Genomic DNA, 17,092 nt, shown 5'->3' with positions numbered 1-17,092 from the left:
CCATCGCCACACGATATGACAAAACCGCACGAAATTTCCTCGCTGGTATTTGCCTCGTCCTCGCCGTCACATCATGGATCAGTTGAGTCCAGAACCTAGCCTGAGGGAGTTCATCGCGTACAATCAGATCAATCGTTGGTCGGATAGAGCGCCATGAGGGCCTTCTGCCGTCGCCACGCCCGAAGCAGGCGCAGCGTGCCGTAACGCGGCACACCCTTCGCACGCATCGCCGCCCCGATCCTGAATGCGGCACCGTAATGAAAGAACTGCGCCCGGTAGGCTTCCCTGATCGTGGTTTGCGGGTCCCAGATATGGGTCGCCTCGGAGCCAGCGCCGTTGACCTCGATAATCGAGAAGCCCTCGCCTCTGCGCAGCGCGCTTGCTGATGTGTAGCGCAGGTCGAACCGGCCGAAATGGAAATCGGGAATGTCGCGCGCGATCGTCTCGATGCGCTCGGTGAGTTCGGGGGTGATCAGATGCCGGCCATCCTTGAAGGTCGATCCTCGGCAATGATTGCCCACGAAAACCAGCCGCACCCGTTCCCCCGCCTCGGGTATGCGCGATGCGCCGGTTCCGAGCTTGCCGAGCAGCAGATCAGCAACGGCGTTCAGCCTTGCGTCCGCGCCGATAAGGTCGCGGATGCGCGACCGGCCGTCGCCGATGACCACGGGCGCATATTTGAGCGTGATCGATGTGATCCGCCCGCGTGCCGCGCCCGGCTCGCGGATGTAGAACAGTCCCGCCTCGCCCTCATGCGGCACCAGCGCCTGGATCTGAAGGCGTGTCGCCCGGGGAAATTCGGCGAGATAGGCGGCCAGGGCGGCGTCGTTCTCAACGAGGCGAACCCCTGCGCCATTGCAGCTCATGTCCGGTTTGACCACCACGGGATAGGCGAGGCCCGCCTCCCGCATGGCGGCTTCGGCCATCGCCACGTCACCGCCATGATGCGCTGGCGTCGTGATCCCGACATAGGGGGCAATCCAGCGCCGCGCCTCGGGGCCGCACAGGTCGAGAATGTCGTTCTTCGACTCGCCGCAAATCCCGCCTGCCTCGATGCGGGGATTGGTCAGCGCGGGGAGCGTCACGCTGCGGTGACGAATCGCCTGAAACAGCCAGAACAACGCAACGGGGGCATAGAAGATGAAACCGGGCCAGAATTCGAAGAACGAGACGGGACTGGCATCCCGTCGCCCGGCCGGCCCCGCCGAAACGCTCGACGCTGGGGAGACATCGCTCATAGGGCGTCCTTTCCGATGCGGTCAGCATGCCACCGTGCGGCAATCCTGCCTACCATGATCAGGATCACCACGAAAACCGCCAGTCCAACCCAGCGCCAGGGGCCGAGGTAATGCACCATCAGCGCCCCCAGCTTCAGGCTGACAAAGAACAGCAGGCTCGTCCAGGCGAGCGTCGCGAGGATTGCCGCCGCGACAAAGGCCAGGAATGGTGCGCGGAGGAATCCGCAAGTCGTGTAGGTGGGCAGCCGCAGGCCCGGGATAAAGCGGCTGACCACGACCACGGGGATGATCCGCACGCTGACCCAATCCCGCCCGATATCCCGCCGGCGCTGGGGCACCAGCCGGTGCGCCCAGGGATGCCGGCCGGAGAGACGACCAAGCCAGTAGAGCCCGATATCGCCGAGCACGATGCCGGCATAAAGCGAGCCAAGCGCGATCGGCAGCGACACGGCGCCGGCGGCAACCTGCATTGCGGCAAGCAATGTCGCGGCATCCTCAAGAATGAAGGTGCCGAGAATGATCGTCGTGATCTCGAGCGGGGGGCTGCCCGCAGCAGAGCCGAGCAGCGTACTGAAGTCCGTCAACCACATAACGAGACCACATAAGCGAAACGGCGAAATTTACCAATTCCGGCTTTTGGCTTCCACTGTGGCGGGAGCATCGAAACCCTGGCCAGTTCGCTTATCCCCATCAGTGACCATATCCGGCGCTCAATCGGAACATAAGAAGAAAATTTTTGTAAAACATATATTTATGAAAATCTACTCACAGCGTTTTTCAGAGACATCCGATAATTGCGCACAGAGTTATCCACAGTGCGTCTCACCATAAAAAATGGTTTCCAGAGATTGAAGCATCGCCGTGCGGTCAAGGCCCGTCGGCAGGGGCGGGTGCACCTCGACATGTACGGTGCCAGGATGCTTGCGGATCGAGTTGCGGCCCCACACACGGCCAGAATCCGTCGAGACCGGAAGAACGGGCAAGCCGGTCGCCTTGGCGATCGCGACGATGCCGGGCTGCAATCGGGTCCGCTCGCCCGGAGCCACGCGGGTGCCTTCGGGGAAAATGATGATCTGCCGACCGCTGGCGGCCGCGGCGCGAACCCGTTCGGTCAGGTCTCGTAGCGCCCTTGCCCCGCCGGATCGGTCGAGCGGGATCTGGCCGGAGGGAACCAGAAGCGGCCCCAGAATCGGGATCCGGCTGAGCTCCTGCTTCATCACGTAGGCGGGTTTGGGCAGTCGGGTGAACCAGATCATGGTGTCGAGCGCCGACTGGTGCTGGGCGGCGAGGATTACCGGGCCTTCAGGGATGTTTTCCAGCCCCTCATACACGATCGCGATCCCGCAGAGTGCCCGCAGCGCCCGCAGCGCGAGGCGCGCCCAGGCCTGGCCGAACGGCAGAACCTTTTCGGGGGCGATGCGCAGCAAAAGGTTTGCCCACAATCCGGCGGTGAGGCCGGAAACCACTATGAAGGCATGAAACAAGAGCGATCCCAGCAGAAACATCAGCCATGCGCCTCGATTCGATGTGCCGCGATGCCGTCCAGATGCAGCCGCACGGCGATATACTTGATGAACTCGGCCATCAGGATTTTCAGAATGTGCGGCTGGCTGGGATGGGTCATCGCGGGCGGACGGACGGGTTCGGGCACAAGCCTGACGTCCGGCATGGCGCGTTGAAGGTCGATCATTGCGCGCGGCATGTGATAATCGGCCGTGACGACGATGAGCGAGGCGACATGATACCGCTTCGCCCAGGCCGCGGTTTCGCGCGCATTGCCCTTTGTGCTGGCGGCTGAGTGGCCGATGTCGATGTCGGCGGCCTTGGAGTTCGCATCGATCCCGTCCCTGACCGTGAAGTCGCCCAGAAACGTTCCTTCGCCGGCGCCGGAGATCAGCAGCCGCGGCGCCGCGCCGGCCATGAGCAGTTCCAGCCCGGCCTTCACCCTTTCGGCGCCACCGGTGAGCACGACGATGCCGTCCGCGTGCGGCATCGGGTTTTGCGCGTGTTCGGTGGCGATCAGATTGAGGAACCAGCCGAAGCTGCCCATCCAGACCAGCAGCAACGCCAGCACGATGCCAAGCGCCCAGCGCAGGCGGCCGGACCGCCGGCGTGCCGGCCTGCGGTGCCGCCCGATCCCGATGTCATCGGCCGGCTTCACGTCAGTTGCCGAAGCCAGCCGCGGACGGTTACCTGTGCTGCGATCCAGCCGATCGCCGCGGCGGCAAGAGTGAAGATCGGCGGCGTCGCCACCAGCAACGGCGGCAGTCCCGCGATCAGCGAAAGCCCGCCGGACGCGGATGTCGGGGCGATCATGAGGCCGGCGGCAAGATGGCCGACCCAGGCCAGCACGGGCGGCGCGGCAAGTCCGCCGATCAGCCCGCCCAGCCCGGCGAGACGCATGGCGCGCCCTGCGAACTGGTTGGCGATGTCGGAATCCAGCGCACCGAGCCCATGGATGATCTCGATCGCTTCCCGCCGTTGGGCAAGGCCCGCCCGCACCGCGACCGCGACCACCGAGGCCGCGACCAGCGCCACGATCACAAGGACCGCCGCCGCAGAGGCGCGGATACTATCGGTCAGTTCCGCGATCCGGCCTGCCCACCGCGATCCGGAATCGACGAGCGTTCCCGGCGCGGTCTTGTCGAGGGCGGTCGCGAGCGTTGCGGTGTCGACCGATCCCGCACCTGCATGGACGACGATTACCGCTGGCAGCGCAATCGGCAGGCTGGCTCCGGTTGCAGCCGAGCCGAGCCAGGGTTTCAGCACATCCGCCAATTCCGAATCGGAAAGCCGGCGCGCGTCGGCCAACCCGGGCATGGCTTTCATCTGCTGCAGCACGGCATCGATCCGCGAGGTGTTCCCGCTGGCGGCGGGGGCCGCAGGAGAGCCGACCTCGACCGTCAGGAGGTTCTGCGCGCCGCTGAGCCAGTGGGTGGCGAGCGTGCCGGCGGCAATGCTGCCGGCAAGCGCCAACGCCGCGAGGAAGGACATCGCCGCCACCACGAAGGGCAGCAGCCGGTCCGCCATCGCGGCGCGCAGGCCGATCCGGTCGGCGCGCGAGGCGTGGCGGTGCCTAGCCATGCCATGTCATCCTTCCGTCCTGCAGTTCGATCATCGGCGCCGGGTGGCGGGCAACCAGGCCCAGATTGTGGGTTGCGACGATGACCGTGGTGCCGAGACGGTTCAGCGAGCGAATGAGATGCATCAGCCGCTCCGCCTGATCGTCATCGAGATTCCCGGTAGGTTCGTCGGCAACGAGCAGGGAGGGCTTGGCGATCACCGCGCGCGCGATCGCGACGCGCTGCTGCTCGCCGCCGGACATCTCGTCCGGCCGGTGATCGAGCCGGCCGGACAGGCCGACCCAGCGGAGCAGTTCGGTGACATCGGCGCGGACCTGCGCCTCCTTGCGCCTTGCGAGGCGTAGCGGCAGGGCGACGTTGTCGAACGCGGTGAGATGCTGGAGCAGCCGGAAATCCTGGTAGACGACGCCGATCCGCCGCCGCAGCAAGGCAGTCCCCCGCCGGTCGAGCCGCGAGGTGGGGGTGCCGAACAGGTCGATCCGCCCCTCGCTCGGGTGCAGCGCGAGATACATGAGTTTGAGCAGGCTGGTCTTGCCGGCGCCCGAAGGGCCGGTCAGCCACCGGAACCCACCTTCCGGGATCTCGAAGTCGATATCGTCGAGCGCAACGGAGTCCGTGGCCGGAGATTTGCCATAGCGCAGCCCGACATGGGTGAAGCGGATCATTGCTCTTCAATGCCCCGGCTCCCGGCCACGATCAACCGGCATCGGGCCCGTATGGCGGCTGTTGCGCGGGTGGAGCGAAACTGCCATGAAACGCGTCATGCGCGCCGCATGCCCGAATTGCGAGGCTGTTTACGTTCTGCCGGACGAGATGGCGGCGCGATTGCCAGCAGCCGTGCGTTGCGCCGCATGCTTGCATGTCTGGGATCTCACGCCGGACGCCGTTGCGGCCGAGGCAGAGGCGGAAGCAGAGGCCGACACAGGATCGCCCGACACTGGATCTTCCGATACTGGAGCGCCCGACGCGGCAGCGAAAGCCCTGGCCGAGCCGGCGGCTGAGCCGGTGGTGGAACCCTCGCCGATTCCCGAACCCTCGCCGCTCCCGGTTTCCGATCCCCCCCTGGTCGTGGAGCCCAGGAAAATCTCTGCCGCATCGGTTGAACTCTGGCCGTCCGAACGGGTGCAGTGGATCGTTTCTGGCGGCGTGTTGCTGGTGTTGATCGCCCTGTTGTTTGCACTGCATGCTCCCATCGGCCGGGCCTGGCCGCCGATGCTGCGCCTCTACGGGCTGTTCGGTCTCGGTTGAGCGGTCTTGCTCTTGACCGCATGGCCTGCCTCCGGTGAGGGTTAGGACATGACACATCACGATCACGCCGATCTTCTCGTCATCGACACGCATGTCGATATCCCGTGGCCCGAGGGGCCGGATTTCATGCATGACGGGCCGCGTTGCGTCGATCTGCCAAAGGCGCTGCGCGGCGGGGTCGGGGCGGTCTGCTTCGCCGCCTATGTCCCGCAGGGGCGCCGAACCCCGGCTTGCAGCACCGCGTCGAAGACGCGGGCGCTGGCGATGCTCGACACGATTGCGGCCATGGGCCGCCAGCCCGGCACAAGCCTCGCCGTGACGGCTGATTCTATCGAGGCTGCGTATCGGGACGGCAGGTTCGCTGTGATCCCTGTGGTGGAAAATGGTGCCGCCCTCGGTGGGGACCTCACGACCCTCGATGAATTTGCGGCGCGCGGTGTGCGCTACATGACGATGACCCATAACGGCCATAACGACCTTGCCGATGCCGCGATTCCGCGCGCCGAGCTCGGCGATACCGCGGTGCTGCATGGCGGGCTTTCGGAACTTGGGCGGGCTGCTGTCGCGCGGATGAACGAGCTTGGCATTCTCGTCGATGTCAGCCACACCGCGAAATTGACGATGATGCAGGCCGCGCGGCTCTCGCGCACCCCGGTGATCGCCACCCATTCCTGCGTGCGGACGCTCTGCGACCATCCGCGCAATCTCGACGACGAGCAGCTCGACCTGCTCGCCGCAACCGGCGGGCTGATCCAGATCACCATGGTTTCGGCGTTTCTCAAGCGCGGCGCGAAACCCTCCGAGATCGGGGTGGAGGCGATCGCCGATCATGTCGACTATGTCGTACGCCGGATCGGGGTCGAGCATGTCGGCATCGGCACCGATTTCGATGGTGGCGGCGGCGTTGCCGGCTACATGAACGCGGCGGAAACCCCGGCGCTGACGGCGGAACTGGTGCGCCGCGGCTACGACCGTCCGGCGCTGGAGAAGATCTGGGGCGGCAATTTTCTCCGCCTGCTGCGCGAGGCGGAACGGGTGCGGCGGGAAGCGCCCGCCGGAGTTGTGGCGCTGGATCGGTAGGGGAGGGCGCCGGCCCAGGCAGACCGGCGCCGCTATGCCTCAGCCGGGTGTGCCGGTCATCCTGTCCGCCACCAGGCGGGCGAAGCGGGCGGGATCGACCGGGGATTCGCCATCCTGGATGCGGGCGAGGTCGAGCAGCAGGGCTGCCCAGTCGTCCATCGCCTCGCCGGCGGCGGCACGGGCGACGAGCCTCTCGATCAGCCGGTGCGCGGGGTTGAGTTCAAGAGCCGGCGGCGGCGCGAAGCTCGGTCGGCCGGCGCGGCGCAGCAGGCGTTGCAAGGCGAGGTCGGGCTGCGCCTCGCCGGCGGCGAGGGCGGCGGGGCTGTCGGTGAGCCGAGTCGAGGCGCGGACCTCGCCGACCTGCTCGCCAAGGGCGGATTTGAGCGCGTCGATCAGCGCCTTCAGCGGTTCCGGCGTCTCGGCGGCGTCGAACATCTCGCGGGCCTGGCCGGCATGGACGAGCTTGTGCCCCTCATAGGTGCCGAGCCGTTCGGGCCAGAAGAAATCGATCTGGTCGGAGAGCAGCAGCACCTCGTAGCCCTTCGCCCGCAAGCCCTCGATCTGCGGCGAGGCGGCGAGGCGCGCGGGGTCCTCGCCGGTGATGTAGTAGATGTCCTTCTGCCCGTCTTTCATGCGCGCGACATAATCGTCGAGCGAGGTCAGTTCCTCGCCGTGGGTGCTGCGGAAGCGGGCGAGGGCGGCGATGTCGTTCCGGTGGTCGGCGTCGTCGTAGATGCCTTCCTTCAGCATCGGGCCGTGCTGCTCGATGAAGCCACGATAGGTCTCGGCCTCCTTCGCGCGGGTTTTCAGCTCGCCCAGCACGCGGTTGACCAGCGCCTTGCGGATGCGGGCGAGGACCGGGGTGGATTGCAGCATCTCGCGCGAGACGTTGAGCGGCAGGTCCTCGGTATCGACCACGCCCTCGACGAAGCGCAGCCAGGTGGGGAGGAGCTTCGCGTCGTCGGTGATGAACATCCGCCTCACATGCAGGCGGACATGGGATTCGCGGTCATCCTCGGTCACCGGGAAGGGCGAGCGGCCGGGGATGAAGAGCAGGGCGGAGAACTCGACCGTGCCCTCCGCACTCCAGTGGATGGTCGCCCACGGCTCGTCGAACATGTGGCCGAGATGGCGGTAGAAATCGGTGTAGTCCTTCTCCTCGATGTCGGCCTTGCGCTTGCGCCAGAGCGCGGTGCCCTCGTTTGCCTTCTGGAACTTGCCGTCGCGCTCGATCTCGACCGGCACGGAAACATGGTCGGCCCATTTGCGCAGGATCGTCTCGAGGCGGACCGGTTCGAGGAACTCGTCGGCGTCGGACTTGACGTGCAGCACGATGTCGGTGCCCGGGATTTCGCGCGTGGCGGCCTCGATGCGGTAGCCGCCGGTGCCGTCGGACGACCATTTGTGCGCGGCGTCGGTGCCGGCGCGGCGGGATGTCACCTCGACGCGGTCGGCGATCATGAAGGCGGAGTAGAAGCCGACGCCGAACTGGCCGATCAGGTTGGGCCGGTCCTCGGGTTTGGCCTCGGCAAGGGAGGCGGTGAAGGCCCTGGTGCCGGAGCGGGCGATGGTGCCGAGATGGCTCGCCAAATCTTCCCCGGTCATGCCGATGCCGTCATCGGCGATGGTGATGGTGCGCGCCGGCTTGTCGATGCTGATGCGGATGGCGGCGCCCTCGGGCAGCGCCAGGCTCTCGTCCGACAGGGCGAGGAAGCGGCGCCGGTCGATCGCGTCGGCGGCGTTGGCGACGAGTTCGCGGAGGAAGATCTCGCGTTCGGAATAGAGCGAATGAACCACCAGATCGAGCAGGCGGCCCACTTCGGCGTCGAACGGACGGTCGGTCGCGGTTGCGGTGTTCATCAGAAGTCCCTCTTGGCAAAAACCCTTGCGGGTGGGTCGGATTGCGCCCTGCGAGATAGGGGAGGCGCAGCGCTTCTGCAATCGCCGGGCATGTCGTCGTGCCTTGCATTTGGCGGTGGAAGCGCCACACTCGGTGCATGTCCGGATTCGCCCCGCGTGTGAAGGCGGTGCTTGGCCCGACCAACACGGGCAAGACCCATCTCGCCATCGAACGGCTGCTGGCCCATTCCTCCGGCATTATCGGCTTTCCGCTTCGCCTGCTCGCGCGCGAGAATTACGACCGGATGGTCGCCGTGAAGGGGGCGCGGCACGTCGCGCTGATCACCGGCGAGGAAAAGATCGTGCCGGCCGAGGCGCGCTGGTTCAGTTGCACCGTCGAGGCGATGCCGCTGGACCGGAAAGTGGAATTCGTCGCGGTGGACGAGATCCAGCTCTGCGCCGATCCCGATCGCGGCCATGTCTTCACCGACCGGCTGCTGCACGCACGCGGCATGGTGGAGACCATGTTCCTCGGCGCCGAGACGATCCGCCGCCTGCTCCGCCGGCTCGTGCCCGAGGCCGAGATCGAGACGCGGCCGCGGCTGTCGCAGTTGTCGCATGCAGGCCCGGCGAAGCTGTCCCGCCTGCCGCCACGCTCGGCCATCGTCGCCTTCTCGGCGGCCGAGGTTTACGCGATCGCCGAGGCGGTGCGCACCCGGCGCGGCGGCTGCGCGGTGGTCATGGGCCGGCTCTCGCCGCGCACGCGCAACGCGCAGGTGGCGCTGTATCAGGAAAAGGAAGTCGATTTCCTGGTCGCGACCGATGCGATCGGCATGGGGCTGAACATGGATGTCGACCATGTCGCCTTTGCCGGCCTGTCGAAATTCGACGGGCATCGCCCGCGCCTGCTGACCGCGAGCGAGGTGGCGCAGATCGCCGGCCGTGCCGGGCGGGGGATGCGCGACGGCACGTTCGGCTCCACCGGCACCTGCCCGCCGCTGACCGAGGAACTGGTCGGCGCGGTCGAGGCGCATGCCTTCGAGCCGCTGGAACAGCTCGCCTGGCGGAACGCGGAACTGGATTTCGCCTCGCCGGATGCGCTGCTGGGCAGCCTACTCGCACCGCCCGACCGAGCCGGTCTCGTGCGCGGCAACGATGCGTCGGACGTGCTGGTGCTGTCGGCGCTGACGCATGACCCGGCGATCCGCGAGGCCGCGCGCGGCCGCCGCGCCGTGCGGCTGCTCTGGGAAGCGTGCCAGATCCCGGATTTCCGCAAGCTCGCCACCGATCATCACACGCGGCTCTGCGCCCGGGTCTTCACCCATCTGCTGCGCGAGGGCGTATTGCCGCAGGACTGGGTTGCCGGGCAGATCGGCGGGCTCGGCCGCACCGACGGCGATATCGACACACTGATGCAGCGGCTGACCGAGGTCCGGATCTGGGCCTACATCGCCGCCCGCGCCGATTGGGTGCGCGACGCCGCACACTGGCAGGGCCGCGCGCGCGAGGCGGAGGACCTGCTTTCGGACGCGCTGCACGAGAAACTGATGGCCCGTTTCGTCGATCGCCGGGCGGCGCGGCTGACCCGGCGGCTGGAACAGTCCGAGACCGCCGAACTGCTGTCCGCCGTGACGCGGGCGGGCGATGTGGTGGTCGAGGGGCATCCGGTCGGGCGGATCGAGGGGTTCCGCTTCGAGCCGGACGCCTCGGTGGGCGGGGTGGACAAGCGGATCGTGCTGCGGGCGGCGCGGCGCGCCCTGGCCAGCGAGATGCCGCGCCGCGTCGCCCGGCTGGAGGCTGCGGCAGATACCGATTTTGCATTGGGGCCGGCTGGCGCGATTGCCTGGCAGGGAACGCCGATCGCCCGGCTGCGGCGCGGCGCCACGCTGCTGGCGCCGGCGGTCGAGGTGATCGACAGCGAGTTTCTCGATGGATCGCAGCGCGAGACGGTGCGCGCGCGGCTGGCCCGCTTCGTCGATGGCGTGATCGCCGAGGGGCTGGCGCCGCTCTTCGGCGCGGCGAAGGCGGCCGAGACGGATCCGGCGCTGCGCGGCGTGCTGCACCGGCTGGCCGAGCAGGCCGGCGTGCTGGCTTCGGGCGGTGCGGGAGGCGAGTTGCGGGCGAAGCTGCGCCGGATCGGCGTGCGGGATGGCGCCTTCGCTCTCTACATGCCGGCGCTGCTGAAGCCGCGGGCGGCGGCGCTGCGCGCGATCCTCTGGTCGGCATGGCACCGCCGGACGCTGCCCGATCTGCCGCCGCCCGGCCTCGTCTCGCTTCCGGCGCCGGACTGGCCGGCCGGGCTCGCTGCTTATCTCGGCTGGGTGGTGGCTGGTCCGCGCGCGATCCGGCTCGATATCGCCGAGCGCCTCTCGGGCGAGTTGCGCCATGCGGCGCGCCGCCGTCCGGCGCCGGCGCCGCAGATGCTCGCCTCGCGGCTGGGCGTGGGCCATGAGGATCTGCCCGCGGTGCTGCGCGGCCTCGGGCTGCGGCTCATCCCCGGCGAGGCGATGGAACCGGACATGTTCGGCCCGCCGCGCCCGCCGATGATCGAACTCCGGCGCCCCAGACGCGGTCCACCTCCACCGCCGCGCAAGGCAGCGCGCCCGGTGCCGCCGCCGAACCCTGATCATCCTTTTGCGGTTCTGGCCGCGCTGCGGCGTGTCGCCTCCTGAGCCTGCGGGCGGCGAGGATGCCTCGTGGCAGCGACTCGACAAGTTCCTGTTCCATGCGCGCTTCGTCAAAACCCGCGGCGTTGCGGCGCGGCTCGTCGCCGCGGGAGGGGTGAGGATCAACCGCCAGGTCACCGAAAAGCCGCATGCAAAGCTGCGCCCGGGGGATGTGCTGACCCTCTCCCTGCCGCAGGGCGTTCATGTCGTGCGTGTGGTCACGCTTGCGGCCCGGCGCGGTCCGGCCGCCGAGGCGCGCGGGCTCTACGAGATTGTTGCAGAGGACTGATGCAAGGCTGCCGCCTTGCGCTGGCCGGCTGTTGGGGGCATATCGCCCCTCGATCCATCCCATGCCCAGGAGTGCCCGATGACCTATGTGGTCACCGAAAACTGCATCAAGTGCAAGTATATGGACTGCGTCGAGGTCTGTCCGGTCGACTGTTTCTACGCGGGCGAGAACATGCTGGTGATCCACCCGGACGAATGCATCGACTGCGGTGTATGCGAGCCGGAATGCCCGGCCGAGGCGATCGTCCCGGATTCCGACTCCAAGGCATCTGCCTGGATCGAGAAGAACCGCGAACTCGCGACCGTCTGGCCGAACATCACCAGGAAAGGCACCCCGCCGGCGGATGCCGACGCGTGGAAGGACCGGCCCGGCAAGGCAGAGTTGCTATCGTCGGAACCACACAAGGATTGAGCGTTCCCCGGCCGGGCGTTCACCGGGCCTGAAATTTGTGGTATCCATGCTGAACCGGTGTTCGTCCGGCCTTTGAGTGGCGCGGTACGCGCCCTCGATCGCTTTGCTTTCGAGGTTCAGCATGAAACGACCCGCTTCTACCGATCCGGCATCCGCCGGTGCGGACGTCAGCAGCAGTGCCAAGGCAGTCCGCGTGAAGGCGGCCAGCAAACCGGCTGCGGCACCACCTGAATTGCGCCCGGAGAAGGCGCCGCCCCGCCGCGCCGCCAGAACCGCCGTCGACGCCCCTATGGCCAAGACCGAGAAGGACTCACAGCCCGATATGCCCAGCCCGAATGCCGCCCAGACTGAACCTGAAGCCACCGAAGCCGAACGCGATGCCCTGCCTCCGCCGGGTCCGCGTCCCGTGCTGCCGCAGCGCGCGATCGCCAAGGCCGAGACCTTCAAGCCCGGCGATCACGTTGTCTACCCCACCCATGGGGTCGGCAAGGTGGAGCGCATCGCCGCCGAGGAGATTGCTGGTCAGAAGCTTGAACTGATCCACATCACCTTCGACGAGAACCGCATGACGCTGCGCGTTCCGGTGAACAAGGCGCGCACGGCGGGCCTGCGCAAGCTCTCCAGCCGCAAGCAATTCGACGAGGTGCTCGCCGCCCTCAAGGGCCGTGCCCGGGTCAAGCGCACCATGTGGTCGCGCCGGGCGCAGGAATACGAGGCGAAGATCAATTCCGGCGATCCGATGGCGATTGCCGAGGTGGTGCGCGACCTGCATCGCAACGCCGGCCAGCCGGACCAGAGCTTCTCCGAACGCCAGATTTTCGAGCAGGCGCTCGACCGTCTCGCCGCGGAGTATGGTGCGCTCGAGGGGCTGGGCAAGCAGGAAGCCATCGACAAGTTGCTCGACTTCCTCAAGACCGAATGAGGCGCATCGGCGGGCTCCGACGGCAGCCCGCGCGTGATCCAGACCAATATCCTGAAAACGATGACACGATGCCGGCCGGGGGTTCGCCTCCAGCCGGCATTTTGCGTTCGGGTGCTCGCGCGATCGGGCATCTTCAAAATTTGATTGCGGCCGCATATATAGCCTAGGCTACATTTTCATGGGTGGGCTTCGATTGCAGTGAGCGACCTTGCTTCCCGGCCAGGGCTGAGCGAACGGACGGCACGCGCCGTCGCGGACCGGCTGGCCGGGCGTGCCGGGTGGCGCAACCCGCTGATCTTTGCCGGGCCCGCGGTCGTTGCCTCGATCGCCTATATGGACCCCGGCAATTTCGCGACGAATATCCAGGCCGGCGCACGCTACGGCTATGACCTGCTCTGGGTGGTGCTGCTCGCCAGCTTGATCGCGATGCTGTTCCAGGGCCTGTCCGCCCGGCTCGGGATCGTCACCGGGCGGAACCTCGCCGAACTCTGCCGCGACACTCTGCCGCCGGCGCTGACCATTCCGATGTGGATCGTCAGCGAGATCGCCGCCATGGCAACCGACCTTGCCGAGTTCCTCGGCGGTGCCATCGGCATCGCGCTGCTGGCGCATCTGCCGCTGATGGCGGGCATGGCGATTACCGGGATCGTGACCTACGGCATCCTGCTCCTCGATCGGCGCGGTTTTCGGCCGATGGAACTGGCGATCGGCGCGCTCGTGGGCGTCATCGCGCTCTGCTATCTCGCCGAGCTGTTGATCGTGCCGGTGCATTGGCGGCAGGCGGCGCTGCACACGGTGCTGCCGTCCCTGCCGGATGCCGAGGCGCTGACGATCGCGGTCGGCATCGTCGGCGCCACGGTGATGCCTCACGCGCTGTTCCTGCATTCCGGCCTGTCTGGTGCGCGGGTCGCGCCGCAGGATGCGGCGCAGCGCCGGCGGCTGGTGCGCTATTCCAATATCGAGGTGCTCGCGGCGCTCGGGGTGGCCGGGCTGGTCAACATGGCGATGGTGGCGATGGCTGCCGGCGCCTTCCACCCGGCGCATCAGGGGATCGCCGAGATCGGCGCGGCCTATCGCACGCTTTCGCCGCTGCTCGGGGCCGGCGCCGCCGTGATCTTCCTGATCTCGCTGCTGGCTTCCGGCGTGTCGTCTTCCGTGGTGGGCACGCTGGCGGGGCAGATGGTGATGCAGGGGTTTGTCGGGTTTTCGATCCCGATCTGGCTTCGCCGGGCGCTGACCATGATCCCCGGCTTCGTAGTGATCGGCCTCGGCGTGAACCCGACGCGGGCGCTGGTGCTCAGCCAGGTGGTGCTGAGCCTGGCGCTGCCGGTGCCGATGCTGGCATTGCTGTGGTTTTCCACGAGGCGCGTGCTGATGGGCGCGCTCGCGGTACGAGGCATCACGGCCATAGCCGCGATCGGCGGCGCCATCGTGATCCTCGGGCTCAATGTTGTTCTGCTCCTGCAGATCTTCGGCGTTAGAGCATAATCCGATCAGATGGAACCATCTGATCGGATAAAGATACTCGACTTATCAATATGATAGAGCACTACATCCGATCCTGATGGATCGGAAAGTGCTCTAACGTGCTGCTGCCGGGCTAGTTGTCCTCCACCTGCAGCTCGCCGAGATAGGCCTCGCGGATCGCCGGGTTGGCGGCGAGGTCGGCGGCGGGGCCTGAGAGCACGACGCGGCCGGTCTGCAGCACGTAGCCGCGGCTGGCGATCTGCAACGCCATGTGGGCGTTCTGCTCGACCATGAAGATCGCCACACCCTGGCGGTTGATGGTCTGGATGATGCCGAACACGATCTCGACGAAGCGCGGCGAGAGGCCCATCGAGGGTTCGTCCATGCAGATCAGCGCCGGGCGAGCCATCAGCGCGCGGCCGATCGCGACCATCTGCTGCTCGCCGCCGGAGAGCGTGCCGGCGAGCTGGTGGCGGCGTTCCTTCACGCGGGGGAACAGCTCGTAGACGCGTTCGAGATCCTCGTCGAAATCTGGGCCGCGCTTGCGCGTATAGGCGCCCATTTCGAGATTCTCGTAGACCGTCATGCGCGGAAACAGCCGCCGGGCTTCGAGCACCGGGGCGATGCCGCGCTTGACCCGCTCGGAGGTGCTGAGCCGGTTGATCGGCGTGCCGCGGAAGCGCACTTCGCCTTGCGAGGGGGTGACGGTGCCCATGATCGTCTTCATCGTGGTCGACTTGCCGCTGGCATTGCCGCCGAGCAGCACCACGATGTCGTCTCGTGCGACCGTGTAATCGACGCCCTTGAGCACGTGCAGGTCGCCATAATGGGTGTGCACGCCGGCGAATTCGAGCAGGGTTTCCTCAGGCATCGACCGCGCCCCGGCCGATATAGGCCTCGATCACCGCCTCGTTCCGCCGCACCTCCTCGGCGCGTCCCTCGGCGAGCTTCTCGCCATGGTCGAGGACGATCACGTTGTCGGCCAGGCGGGTGACAACATCGAGCTTGTGCTCCACCAGCAGGATCGTGAGGCCGAAATCGCGGAAGGCGGCGATCTGTTCGGCGAGTTCGAGGCTTTCCGCCGGGTTCATCCCCGCCGTGGGTTCGTCGAGCATCAGCAGGCGCGGGCGCGAGGCGAGGGCGCGGGCGATTTCGACACGGCGGCGATTGGCGTAGGAGAGCTGCGCCACGCCCTGGTCGATCCGCGGCACCAGGCGGTTGCCGAACATCGCCAGCAATTCGAGCACGAATTGCCGCGCCTCACGCTCTTCGGCGCGCACACGGGGCAGGCCGAGGACAGCCCCGGCGGCGCCGGCGGAGAGATGGCTGTGCTGGCCGATCAGCACATTTTCCATCACCGTGAGGTTGGGGAACAGGCGGATGTTCTGGAACGTGCGGGCGACGCCGGCGCGCAGCACCTGGTCCGGCCGCAGGCCCAGCAGATCGCGTCCGGCGAATCGCACCACGCCGGCGGAGGGTTTCACGAGGCCGGTGATGCTGTTGAACAGGGTGGATTTGCCCGAGCCATTCGGTCCGATCACGGCGACGATGCTGCCCGCCGGGACATCGAGCGAGATCGATTTCAGCGCGGTCAATCCGCCGAATTTCACTGTAAGGTCGCGGATTTCGAGCACGGCGGGCCGCGCGTCGGTGGCGGCCTCGGCGAGCCCGGCGCGCAGCCTGGCCACGGCCGGGGCCGCACCGCGGGAGACGGCGGCGTCCTGCTGCTCGTAGCTCAGCCGCACCTCGTTCCGGCCGACCGGAACGAGCCCGTCCCGTCGGTAGAGCATCATGGTCACGAGGATGATGCCGAAGATCAGTTCCGAGGCCGAGGTGAGCTGGAGATTCTGCAGGAAGGGCGAGTGGATCGCGTTGCCGAGCCCCTGCACCCAGCCAGACAGGGCGGGCAGGAACCAGGCCTGCAGCAATTCGAGCAGCACCGCGCCGAGAATGGCGCCCCAGACGCTGGCCAGCCCGCCGAGCACGATCATCACCAGCACCATGATCGAGACCGGCAGATCGAACATGTCCGGCGTCGCGGTCTGCAGCTTGGCGATGTAGAACGTGCCGGTCATGCCGGCGAACCCGGCGCCCATGGCGAAGGCGAGCAGTTTCAGCCGCGTGGTATGCACGCCCATCGCGCCGGCGGCGATCTCGTCCTCGCGCACTGCCATCCAGGCTCGGCCGATCCGCGAGGGTTTCAGGCGCAGCGAGATGAACAGCAGCAGCAGCACGAGGCCGAGGCCGACATAGTAATAAGGTGTCGCGTTGATGCCGAAGCGGTAGCCGAGCAGCACCGGCGGGCCGACGCCGTTCAGCCCTTCGGCGCCGTTGGTGAGCGAGGACCAGTTGCGCGCCACGATCGGCACGATCTCGCCGAAGCCGAGGGTGACGATGGCGAGATAGTCGCCCTTCAGCCGCAGCGTCGGCGCGCCGAACGCCATGCCGAAACAGGCGGCGATGACGGCAGAGGCCGGCAGCATCAGCCAGAAGGGAAAGGTGAAATGCACCGTTGCCGCCGCCCCCGCGCCGAGCTTCGCGACGAAGCCGATCGCGGCGAGCGGCGCCCAGGCGGCACTCCAGTGCGGGTGGAGCTGGAACGAGTTCAGGATGCCATAGGCATAGGCGCCGATGGCGAAGAAGGCGGCATAGCCGAGATCGAGCAGGCCGGTGAAGCCGACCACGATGTTGAGGCCGAGCGCCAGCGCCGCATAGGCGCAGCTATTCGCCGCGACGTCGATATTCGCCTGGCCGATGCCAAGGAAGGGCAGCAGCAGGAGCACCATCAGCAGGGCTGCGAACAGCGCCTGGCGCTGGCGGGGCGAAAGCAGGGCGAGGCGCTTCATCGC

General features: G+C 67.3%; 16 protein-coding genes. 7 read left to right on the top strand and 9 right to left on the bottom strand.

Features of this window, described 5'->3' with window-relative positions:
• Positions 1-128 precede the first annotated feature (128 nt).
• From B7Z76_RS06975 to ftsE, 6 genes are all read right to left on the bottom strand, one after another.
• A complete protein-coding gene (locus tag B7Z76_RS06975; RefSeq protein WP_174502980.1) occupies positions 129-1,238 on the bottom strand; it encodes a D-alanine--D-alanine ligase in 1,110 nt (369 codons plus the stop codon).
• Complete coding sequence (locus B7Z76_RS06970) at positions 1,235-1,828, bottom strand: DedA family protein (protein ID WP_291342970.1); 594 nt, start codon at positions 1,826-1,828, stop codon at positions 1,235-1,237. The genes B7Z76_RS06975 and B7Z76_RS06970 overlap by 4 nt, the downstream gene beginning before the upstream one ends.
• 216 nt (positions 1,829-2,044) lie before the next feature.
• Entirely contained in the window at positions 2,045-2,743 is a 699-nt protein-coding gene (locus B7Z76_RS06965) for a 1-acyl-sn-glycerol-3-phosphate acyltransferase (protein WP_291342967.1), read from the bottom strand.
• Positions 2,743-3,399 (bottom strand): YdcF family protein, encoded by a 657-nt coding sequence (locus B7Z76_RS06960; RefSeq protein WP_291342965.1) that lies wholly within the window; start codon positions 3,397-3,399, stop codon positions 2,743-2,745. Before B7Z76_RS06960 ends, B7Z76_RS06965 begins: the two co-directional genes overlap by 1 nt.
• Positions 3,396-4,322, bottom strand: a complete 927-nt coding sequence (locus B7Z76_RS06955) for an ABC transporter permease (RefSeq protein WP_174502976.1) — start codon at positions 4,320-4,322, stop codon at positions 3,396-3,398. Before B7Z76_RS06955 ends, B7Z76_RS06960 begins: the two co-directional genes overlap by 4 nt.
• Complete coding sequence (gene ftsE / locus B7Z76_RS06950) at positions 4,315-4,986, bottom strand: cell division ATP-binding protein FtsE (RefSeq protein ID WP_291342962.1); 672 nt, start codon at positions 4,984-4,986, stop codon at positions 4,315-4,317. Before ftsE ends, B7Z76_RS06955 begins: the two co-directional genes overlap by 8 nt.
• Positions 4,987-5,083: 97 nt before the next feature.
• On the opposite strand from ftsE, the gene B7Z76_RS06945 reads away from it, so the two are divergent.
• Entirely contained in the window at positions 5,084-5,569 is a 486-nt protein-coding gene (locus tag B7Z76_RS06945) for a zinc-ribbon domain-containing protein (protein ID WP_291342961.1), read from the top strand.
• 48 nt (positions 5,570-5,617) lie between these two features.
• Positions 5,618-6,649: a dipeptidase gene (locus tag B7Z76_RS06940; RefSeq protein WP_291342959.1), complete on the top strand. Its 1,032-nt coding sequence runs from the start codon at positions 5,618-5,620 to the stop codon at positions 6,647-6,649.
• 39 nt (positions 6,650-6,688) lie between these two features.
• Here B7Z76_RS06940 and htpG read toward each other — a convergent pair whose 3' ends face one another.
• Positions 6,689-8,509, bottom strand: a complete 1,821-nt coding sequence (gene htpG, locus B7Z76_RS06935) for a molecular chaperone HtpG (RefSeq protein ID WP_291342957.1) — start codon at positions 8,507-8,509, stop codon at positions 6,689-6,691.
• Between the two features lie 137 nt (positions 8,510-8,646).
• On the opposite strand from htpG, the gene B7Z76_RS06930 reads away from it, so the two are divergent.
• From B7Z76_RS06930 to B7Z76_RS06910, 5 genes are all read left to right on the top strand, one after another.
• A complete protein-coding gene (locus tag B7Z76_RS06930; RefSeq protein ID WP_291342955.1) occupies positions 8,647-11,160 on the top strand; it encodes a helicase-related protein in 2,514 nt (837 codons plus the stop codon).
• Positions 11,147-11,443: an RNA-binding S4 domain-containing protein gene (locus B7Z76_RS06925; RefSeq protein ID WP_174502971.1), complete on the top strand. Its 297-nt coding sequence runs from the start codon at positions 11,147-11,149 to the stop codon at positions 11,441-11,443. Before B7Z76_RS06930 ends, B7Z76_RS06925 begins: the two co-directional genes overlap by 14 nt.
• Before the next feature lie 78 nt (positions 11,444-11,521).
• A complete protein-coding gene (gene fdxA, locus B7Z76_RS06920) occupies positions 11,522-11,854 on the top strand; it encodes a ferredoxin FdxA (protein WP_174502970.1) in 333 nt (110 codons plus the stop codon).
• A 76-nt stretch (positions 11,855-11,930) separates the two neighbouring features.
• Complete coding sequence (locus B7Z76_RS06915; RefSeq protein ID WP_291342952.1) at positions 11,931-12,776, top strand: CarD family transcriptional regulator; 846 nt, start codon at positions 11,931-11,933, stop codon at positions 12,774-12,776.
• A 198-nt stretch (positions 12,777-12,974) separates the two neighbouring features.
• Positions 12,975-14,264, top strand: a complete 1,290-nt coding sequence (locus B7Z76_RS06910) for an Nramp family divalent metal transporter (protein WP_291342951.1) — start codon at positions 12,975-12,977, stop codon at positions 14,262-14,264.
• Positions 14,265-14,376: 112 nt separating this feature from the next.
• Here B7Z76_RS06910 and B7Z76_RS06905 read toward each other — a convergent pair whose 3' ends face one another.
• Both B7Z76_RS06905 and B7Z76_RS06900 read right to left on the bottom strand, forming a co-directional pair.
• Positions 14,377-15,114, bottom strand: coding sequence for an ABC transporter ATP-binding protein (locus B7Z76_RS06905; protein WP_174502967.1), 738 nt, complete (start codon positions 15,112-15,114; stop codon positions 14,377-14,379).
• Positions 15,107-17,089 carry a branched-chain amino acid ABC transporter ATP-binding protein/permease gene (locus tag B7Z76_RS06900; RefSeq protein WP_291342948.1) on the bottom strand — a complete coding sequence of 661 codons (1,983 nt, stop codon included), beginning with the start codon at positions 17,087-17,089 and terminating at the stop codon, positions 15,107-15,109. Before B7Z76_RS06900 ends, B7Z76_RS06905 begins: the two co-directional genes overlap by 8 nt.
• Positions 17,090-17,092: the final 3 nt, after the last annotated feature.

The organism is Acidiphilium sp. 20-67-58, from assembly GCF_002255515.1.
In the GTDB taxonomy this organism is placed as follows: domain Bacteria; phylum Pseudomonadota; class Alphaproteobacteria; order Acetobacterales; family Acetobacteraceae; genus Acidiphilium.
Note: the sequence above shows the minus strand (reverse complement) of the source record. Positions and strands in the feature narration are given on the sequence as shown.